3 protein-coding genes are annotated in these 8,376 nt (G+C 33.4%); all 3 read right to left on the bottom strand.

Going from position 1 to position 8,376, the window contains the following annotated elements:
* Entirely contained in the window at positions 1 to 4,332 is a 4,332-nt protein-coding gene (locus G9C87_RS17420; RefSeq protein WP_172283464.1) for a type I polyketide synthase, read from the bottom strand.
* A gap of 7 nt (positions 4,333 to 4,339) precedes the next feature.
* Positions 4,340 to 7,672, bottom strand: coding sequence for a non-ribosomal peptide synthetase (locus tag G9C87_RS17425; protein WP_172283466.1), 3,333 nt, complete (start codon positions 7,670 to 7,672; stop codon positions 4,340 to 4,342).
* Positions 7,673 to 7,716: 44 nt separating this feature from the next.
* Positions 7,717 to 8,376 (bottom strand): phosphopantetheine-binding protein (locus G9C87_RS17430; protein ID WP_228457040.1); only part of this gene is annotated, 660 nt, incomplete at its 5' end.

Raw genomic sequence — 8,376 nt, forward strand, 5'->3', positions numbered from 1 at the left:
TTATATTATGATTGTCTGGCGGCCTGTATTGTTTTCCGGGCTAGCCTCAGATTGTGATACATACAGTACCATGTCTATGTGGAGAGCAAGTTCTTTAATTGTAGGTGAGGTATATAGATCCTGAGGGGTTAGCTTTAAATCAAATTTTTTATTAATATTCTTCAGAATAGTCATTGCCTTCAATGAATCTCCTCCCAGTTCAAAGAAATTATCTGTTATTCCTACTTTCTTAGGCTCAAAGAATGTATTAAATAGATCACAAAGTACCATTTCAGTAGGAGAAGTAGGCTCTATATACTCTTTATTTTTATGATAAGAATTAGCTGACGGATCTGTTTCTATCCTATTATTAATTGTTTTATAATCATATAATAAATAATGATTAGGATTCCTCAAGGAAGTAATCACCTGAATGTCATCAACCTGCGAAAATATCGTAGCTTCAAATATCTTAATTAGCTTGCTCCCGTTGATACCATTTTCGCTAACCCCATCCAGATTAATACATTTCCAGCTTTTAAGATCTGATTTTTCTGTAATAAAATAATCCATATAGGAATTAGAAACGGAGTAGGCTCCGAAAGTCTGCCCTCCCAATATTGAGGAAAGGCTGGAAGTCACCCATACAAATTCCGGATTCTTGTTTACAAAAGCTTTATATAAATTTTGAATTCCTTCTATTTTAGAAGAAAACTGTTCTTTTAAAACGTCTAAATCAAGGTTCTCAACAAGTGCTAAGGATTCAGGGGATGGGTTTCCGGCCAGGTTTAATACTCCATTGATTTTACCATGATTCTCTTCAATATGATGTATGGTAGCATTAAAAGATTCCCAATTAGAAATATTTGAGCTGTAATAAGCTATTTTGTCTCCTAATTTAATTTTAATTTCTTCATCAAGATCTTTAACATTTTTTCTTCCGACGATAATCACCTTTGCATTCTGATTATAGAAATATTGAGTCAATGTCTTTCCTATTTTACCAGCTCCACCTATTATTAAAATCACCTTAGAGCTAAGGTCAAAGCGTTTCTCCTTTTCTAATGAGATTCTTTCATAAAATGGCACATATCTTTGTCCGTCTTTATAAGCAACAACAGGATTAGAAAAATTATACTCAATTTCATCGATGATCTCATTACCTGATAGATCAGACGAAATATCTAAAAGTGAACTGTAAATATTTTCATTTTCCTGCGCACAGACATAGAGTTGATTAAACGATGATAATAAAGTCTTATTTTTTACAGCCTGAGACTCCATGTCATTGAATTTTCCCAATACTGTAATTTTTGAATGGGTAACTCTATCATTGAAAATAAGAAATTTACTTATTACATTAAACAGGCTAAAAACGGAAAGCATCGATTCAAAGCTATCGTCCTGAATATCCCAATTGAAGATGATTTGGTTATAAGTATGCTGATCTTTTTCAATTTGGCTAAAAAATTCTTTAACCAATTCAATATCAATACCTTGGTCTTCTTTTAGAAAATCGCTTTTTTTAGCTTCAGCCCAATGATATTTTCTATTTTTTATTCCTTCAATGATATTTTCTGAAAGTATTCCGGTATCAGAAAAAACAATATAGGATCCTTTTTCCCATTTTTTTTCTGTACCAAGAGCACTTTCTTTCCATTTTCTTTTATATAAAAAATCCAGAGAAGCAGGGTTGTCACCCACTACAAATCTTTTGAAAGGATTGACATGAAAATCTAATTTGTTTTTTTCGAACGCATACGTTGGAACAGGAATTTTTCTTCCTTCTTTATTTTCGTAATACTTTGTCCAGTCTATTTCCAGTCCCGACTGCCATAACTCTCCCAAAGCCTGATTAAAAAATCTTTGTTCCGAATTGTCATCTGATTTTCTTAATAGCTGAATAACGGTATCATTTCTATACGATTTGTTTCGTTTAATTGAGTTTGTTAAAGTAGGAATTCCTATTTCAATGAATATTTTACCTTTTCCTCCGCTCATAGTATTTTCAATGCCCTTTTCAAAAAGAACGGTATTAAGCATCTGATTTTTCCAATAGCGGGATGAAGTCGCTTCACTTTCTGAAATTACTTTTCCCGTAAGATTCGAAATATAAGGGATCTGAGGTTTTGATAAATTGATACCGGAGAACAGATTCTCAAATTCCGTTGCTATATCATCCATTAGATATGAATGAAAAGCGTGGGATGTTTTTAGAAAAGTAGAACTAATATTGTTTTCATTCAATATTTTAAAGAACTCATTAATGTCTTCCTCCTTTCCTGATAATACAGTTATCTTATCTGAATTGATAGCTGCTACTGCAATTGTATCCGGTATTATTTTTTGTATGTTTTCAAAAGACGAATTTACCGCAATCATCTTTCCAACAGGAGCCTTATTCATTAAAAAAGCTCTCTCTGCAATAAGCAGTATTCCTTCTTCAAAAGAAAATACACCTGAAATACAAGCAGCAACATATTCTCCCAGGCTGTGCCCTATCATCAAAGATGGTTTTACCCCTAATTCGATAAGCCATTTTGCCAGAGCATATTCAATGATGAATAATAAGGGTTGGGTGTATTGGGTTTCATTAATCAACTCAGGATCAACAGATTCACTATTATAATATCCCAATATCTCAAAAAAATTAATATTGAATTTCTTATTTAAAATTCCAAAACCTTCATCAATATATCTTTTTAGTCCTTCTTCCTGATGATATAATTGTTCACCCATTTTAAAATACTGTGAGCCTTGTCCGGGAAAAACAAAAACGACTTCCTGAGATTCTACTTTTTTGTATTGCCCTTTTTTATTGTCTAGTTCGCTCAATAATTCTTCTCTGTCATCAAAAACTATAAAATTTCTATAATCAAAACCAGCTCTTCCTGTGTTTAATGAGTATGATACATCTGAAAGTGAAGTAGTATTATTTTCCTGTAAAAATGACTTTAGTTTTGTAAAATATTGATCTAATGCTTCAGATTTTTTTGCAGAATAGGTTAAGATATTGTTTTTTGATTTGCTTTCTTTTATTTTACCATGCTCCTCATTATAGCCTTCTAAAATAGCGTGTGCATTAGTTCCTCCTATCCCAAGGCTGCTCACACCTGCGATACGCGGAAGATTATTTTTCGACTCCCATGGTGTTGCTTGAGTATTCACAAAGAAAGGCCCTTTATCAAAACTTATCTCTGAATTAGCTTTGGTATAATGCAATGACGGAGGTATCGTTTTGTTTTTTAGGGCAAGTGCTGTCTTAATAATACCAGCTATACCTGCTGCATTACCCAGGTGCCCCAAATTAGATTTTACAGCACCTATTGCACATTCAAAAGAAGTATCATAATTAAATGCTTTATTAAGAGCCTCAATCTCAATAGGATCACCCAATTTTGTACCGGTACCATGAGTTTCAATGTAAGAAATCTCGTTATTAGCAATGTTGGCAAAGTTAAGAGCCTGCTTTATGCAGTCAGACTGGCCAGAAACACTTGGAGCCGTATAACCTACTTTCCTATTTCCATCATTATTTACAGAGGTAGCTCTTATGATTGCATAAATATGATCATTATCTTTAATTGCATCTTCCAATCGCTTCAACAAAACAACCCCTCCTCCTTCAGTACCAACAGTCCCTGAAGAATCATTATCAAATGCCCTGCAATGTCCGTCTTTAGAGGAAATCATTCCTTCTTCATAAAAATAACCTTTTTCCTCTGTAGTTTTAAAACCTATACCTCCTGCGACTGCCATTGAACATTCTCTTAAAAGCAATGCTCTACATGCCGTATGTATTGCTACCAAAGAACTCGAACAAGCTGTGTCCATAAAAATACTCGGACCTTTTAAATTTAGGTTGTACGAAATCAGGGAACTGCAAAAGTTTTTATTATTGAGTTGTGACAAATAAAAAGGATCTATTGTTTCTTTTTTATTGATCATGGTATGGGCAATCCAGTTAAAATTATCATGAGCAGTAAGATACACGCCTACTTTTTCTTGGATTTTAAAGGGATTGTAAGAAGAATCTTCAAATGCTTCCCACACTAACTGATGTAAGATTCTTGTTTGCGGATCCATACTATTGGCTTCGTCTTTTGTGTATCCAAAAAAGGAATAATCAAAAGCATCTGAACCATCAATAAATGTCTTTACTTTTACAAACTTCGGATTTTCAATAGTTTTAGCTTCTATACCATCTTCTAATAGTTCCTGATCGGTATAAAATTTTATAAGCTCATTTCCGTTAACAAGGTTTTCCCAAAATGTACTTGAATTATTACTATCTTGAAATAGACAAGAAGTACCAATTATTGCGATGTCTCTTTTTAAAGATTCTCTTTTCATAGTAATATTAATTAAAATTGTCAATAAAGCTATCTACATGATCTGATAGGTCTTTATCTTCATAAGTATTAGTCTCTGCAGTAGTTTTGTTCATATTTTGTATAAATTCTGATAGCTCGGAGATTGTGGGATAAGAGAAGAATTTTGCTATTTCTATTTCTAAACCGGCCTCCTTACGAAGTAACTGGGAAAATCTTATCATGGATAACGAATTCAGCCCCATATCAAAGAAATTGTCATGAACACTAACTTCCTGGATTTCATAATTTAATAATTGAGATAATGCATTCATCAACAGATATTCTATTTCTGTACTTGGTGCTACATATTCGTTTCTGATCAGATCTTCTGTACTAACAGCTGGTAAACTTTTTTTATCGATCTTGCCATTACTGGTCAAAGGGATGCTTTTCAGTTCCACATAAAAACCTGGTAACATATATTGAGGCAATTTATTTTTTAAATACCTTGATAAGCTTTGTTTATCTATTACTTCCTCTGCCATATAATATACTACTAAGCTCTTCTCTCCATCATATTCCATTACTTCAGTCACTACATTCTTTATAGCATCACTGTAGGATAAAACCTGGCTGTCGATTTCTCCAAGCTCAATTCTGTGACCACGGATTTTGACCTGACCATCGATTCTTCCCAAGTACTCAACTGTACCATCCGGCAACCATCTTGCTAAATCTCCTGTACGATACATTTTAGTTCCTTCTACAAACGGATTAGTTACAAATTTCTCTTCTGTTAATTCATCAAGGTTTAAATACCCTCGGGCCAAACCAGTTCCAGCTATATATAATTCACCGCTTACTCCTACCGGTACCAACTGTCCATATGCATCTAATATATAAATATGGGTATTCGCCACAGGCTTTCCTATACTATTGGTTCCATTGCCAATATTTACAATGGAAGTAACTGTTGTCTCTGTAGGTCCGTATGAATTAATTAACAGGAAGCTTCCATTTTTTAATTTATTGTACAAATTCGACGATAAGCTTTCACCTCCGGAATTTAATATCCTTACGCCGTCTGCTTTAGTAATATCTATATTTTGTAGTAATGAAGGAGTAAGATGTACATATGAAACATGATGATCTGAAATTTTCTCAAGAAGTGCTGTTTCGTCAAGTAGCATCTTATCTTTTATCAGCAGAAGGCTGTTTCCATTTAAAATTGCAAGAAACATCTGCTCTACAGAAGCATCAAATACATAATTAGCTGACTGCAGAATCACATCATTATCATTAAGTCCATAACAACGGTATAAATCAGATATTAAATTTACAACACTCTTATGCCCGATCATTACTCCTTTTGGATTTCCAGTAGTTCCTGATGTATAGATTACATAGGCCAAATTATCGGACTTTATTACAGAATCAGGATTTTGTATTGAATAATTATTCTTTAATGTTTCAAATTCTGATATAAAGGTCTCATCAATGTTAACTTTAGCCTGGGTATCAGTCAAAATATAGTTTGTTCTTTCACCGGGATAATCCGGAGATATAGGTACGTATGCTCCCCCTGATTTTAGAATACCAAGAATCGATACAATCATGTTTTCACCACGTGGCAGCTGAATACCGATCAAATCATCAGATTGTATATCATATTGCTCTCTCAGATAATGAGCCAATCTGTTTGATTGTTCATTTAGTTCTCTGTAAGTAAGTTTAACATCTTCATAAATCAGAGCGATGTGGTCAGGAATATTATTTACCTGTTTCTCAAATAAGCTCACTATGGTTTCCTCTTCAGGATAAGAAACTTCCGTAGCATTAAACCTCTCCAGCAATAACTCCTTTTCTTCTGCTCCCAGATAATCTATTCCGGATAAAAGAACATCAGGAGAGCTAACCAAAGCATCCAGTAAATTTTTGAAATGATTTATGAATGAGGATATGATCTTTTTTTCATAAATATCTGTATTGAATGCAGTAATCAGTGTTAAAAAAGACCCCCGGTTTAAGACTTCAAAATTGAGATCAAATGCTCTATGTCTGGATCCAAACTCTTTTATTTCATCATCAAATAGTAACCTGTTATCAGAATCATTATTCATATAATCCTGAAAAGCAACCGTAATATCAAATAATGGACTTCTACCTGCATCATTGGTCAGTTGGAGATCTTCCACTAACATATCAAAAGGATAATCCTGATGAGAAAATGCCTGAGTAAAAGATTCTTTGGTTTTCCTGAATACATCTGAAAATGTATCTTCCTCAGGATTGATTGTATTATTTAAAACTATTGTATTAACAAAAAGCCCTAACATCTCATTTATATCAGGATGATTCCTCCCGGATGTAAATGTTCCCAATGTAATATCTCTTTCTGAGGTATATTTATTAAGCAGGATATTGATAACACTTAATACTCCCACATATAATGTACCTTGATTCAGCTTTGAAAAGGCATCCAGCTTTTGAGTCAATACCGGTGAAATATCAGTTTTCAGAGAATAACTGTTAAATGTAAGTGTATGAGGCCTGGATAAAGATGACGGTAAATCGATGACAGGAATATTTTTGGATAACAGGTTTAGCCAGTAATCCCTGGAATTATTGTAGTTTCCTTTATCAATATTTGATTGTTTCCAGTACGTGTAGTCCAGGTACTGCAATGTAGGGCCATGCAGATCCTCTGAATTGGATAAAGCATTATAATAATCAAAAATATTATGTTTTAGCAGGACGGATGATACTCCATCCATAATGATATGATGGAAAATAAAATACAATATGATCTTATCATTTAATTCAAAGATTATGCATCTAAGCAAAGGTCCTTTACTCAGATCAAAGGCAATTGAGTTTAAATGATCTATTTTTTCCTCAATCAGCTTCTCTCCGTTATTTTTATCTTTAAAATCAACAATCCCGACATCAAAAGTGTTTTTATCCCGGTCTAAAACAGTCTGTCTCACTTCTCCTTCTTCACTGAGACTGAATACGGTTCTGAAAATTTCATGATCATTGACCAGTCTTAAAACAACGGATCTTAAAATTTCCGTATTACATTCTATTGGAATTTCCAGAGGATATTTAAGATGATATGCCTTTGAGCCTTCTTCTGTAATACTTTGCAGCCACATTCTTTTTTGAGCATCCGAAACAGGATGATCCTGACTTGTGGAAGTGTGTTTTCTAACTCTATTAGAATTATGCTTTAAAATGTAAGAGATGATTTCTTGTTTATGTACTTTAATTTGATTGATAAGGTCCTCTTCTATATCATCCTGGGTATCTATAACAAGGTTTTCATTTTTTACAGATAAATGAATATTTCTAATTTTTAATTCTTCTAATAATTGTAACATATAAAAATGTAGAGGAAATTTGGTTATATAATTATTTTCTGATGTTAGTTGAAATTCTTATCAAGAAAATTATCTATATGATCCGATAGATCTTTATCTTCATAAGTAATGGTCTCGGTAACAGGCAGGTTCATATTTTGTATGAATCTTGACAACTCGGATATGGTTGGATAAGAAAAGAATTTCGCGATCTCTATTTCTAAGCCGGCCTCCTTACGAAGTAATTGAGCAAATCTTATCATAGATAAAGAGTTCAGTCCCATATCAAAGAAATTGTCATGAATACTCACCTCCTTAATGTCATAGTTTAACAACTGAGATAAGGCATCCATTAATAAATATTCTATTTCTGTACTTGGTGCCACATACTCATTTCTAATCAGATCTTCTGAACTTACCTCAGGGAGCTTCTTCCTATCGATCTTTCCATTACCCGTAAGTGGTATATTTTTCAATTCCACATAAAAGCCCGGTAGCATATATTGAGGTAATTTATTTTTTAAATATCTCGATAAGTTTTGCTTATCTATCGTCTCTTCTGTTGTATAGTATACTATTAAGTTTTTATCACCTTCATACTCCTTCACTTCAGTCACAACAGATTTAATTGTTGGGCTATAAGAAAGCACCTGATGATCAATCTCTCCAAGCTCTATTCTATGCCCACGGATCTTTACCTGATCATCAATCCTTCCCAGATACTC

This window comes from Chryseobacterium sp. LAM-KRS1 (assembly GCF_013184525.1).
Lineage (GTDB): Bacteria > Bacteroidota > Bacteroidia > Flavobacteriales > Weeksellaceae > Chryseobacterium > Chryseobacterium proteolyticum.

Excerpts from the sequence above, each read along its gene's own strand:
- G9C87_RS17420 (WP_172283464.1), bottom strand. The coding sequence starts at position 4,332 with ATGAAAAGAGAATCTTTAAAAAGAGACATCGCAATAATTGGTACTTCT.
- G9C87_RS17425 (WP_172283466.1), bottom strand. The coding sequence starts at position 7,672 with ATGTTACAATTATTAGAAGAATTAAAAATTAGAAATATTCATTTATCT.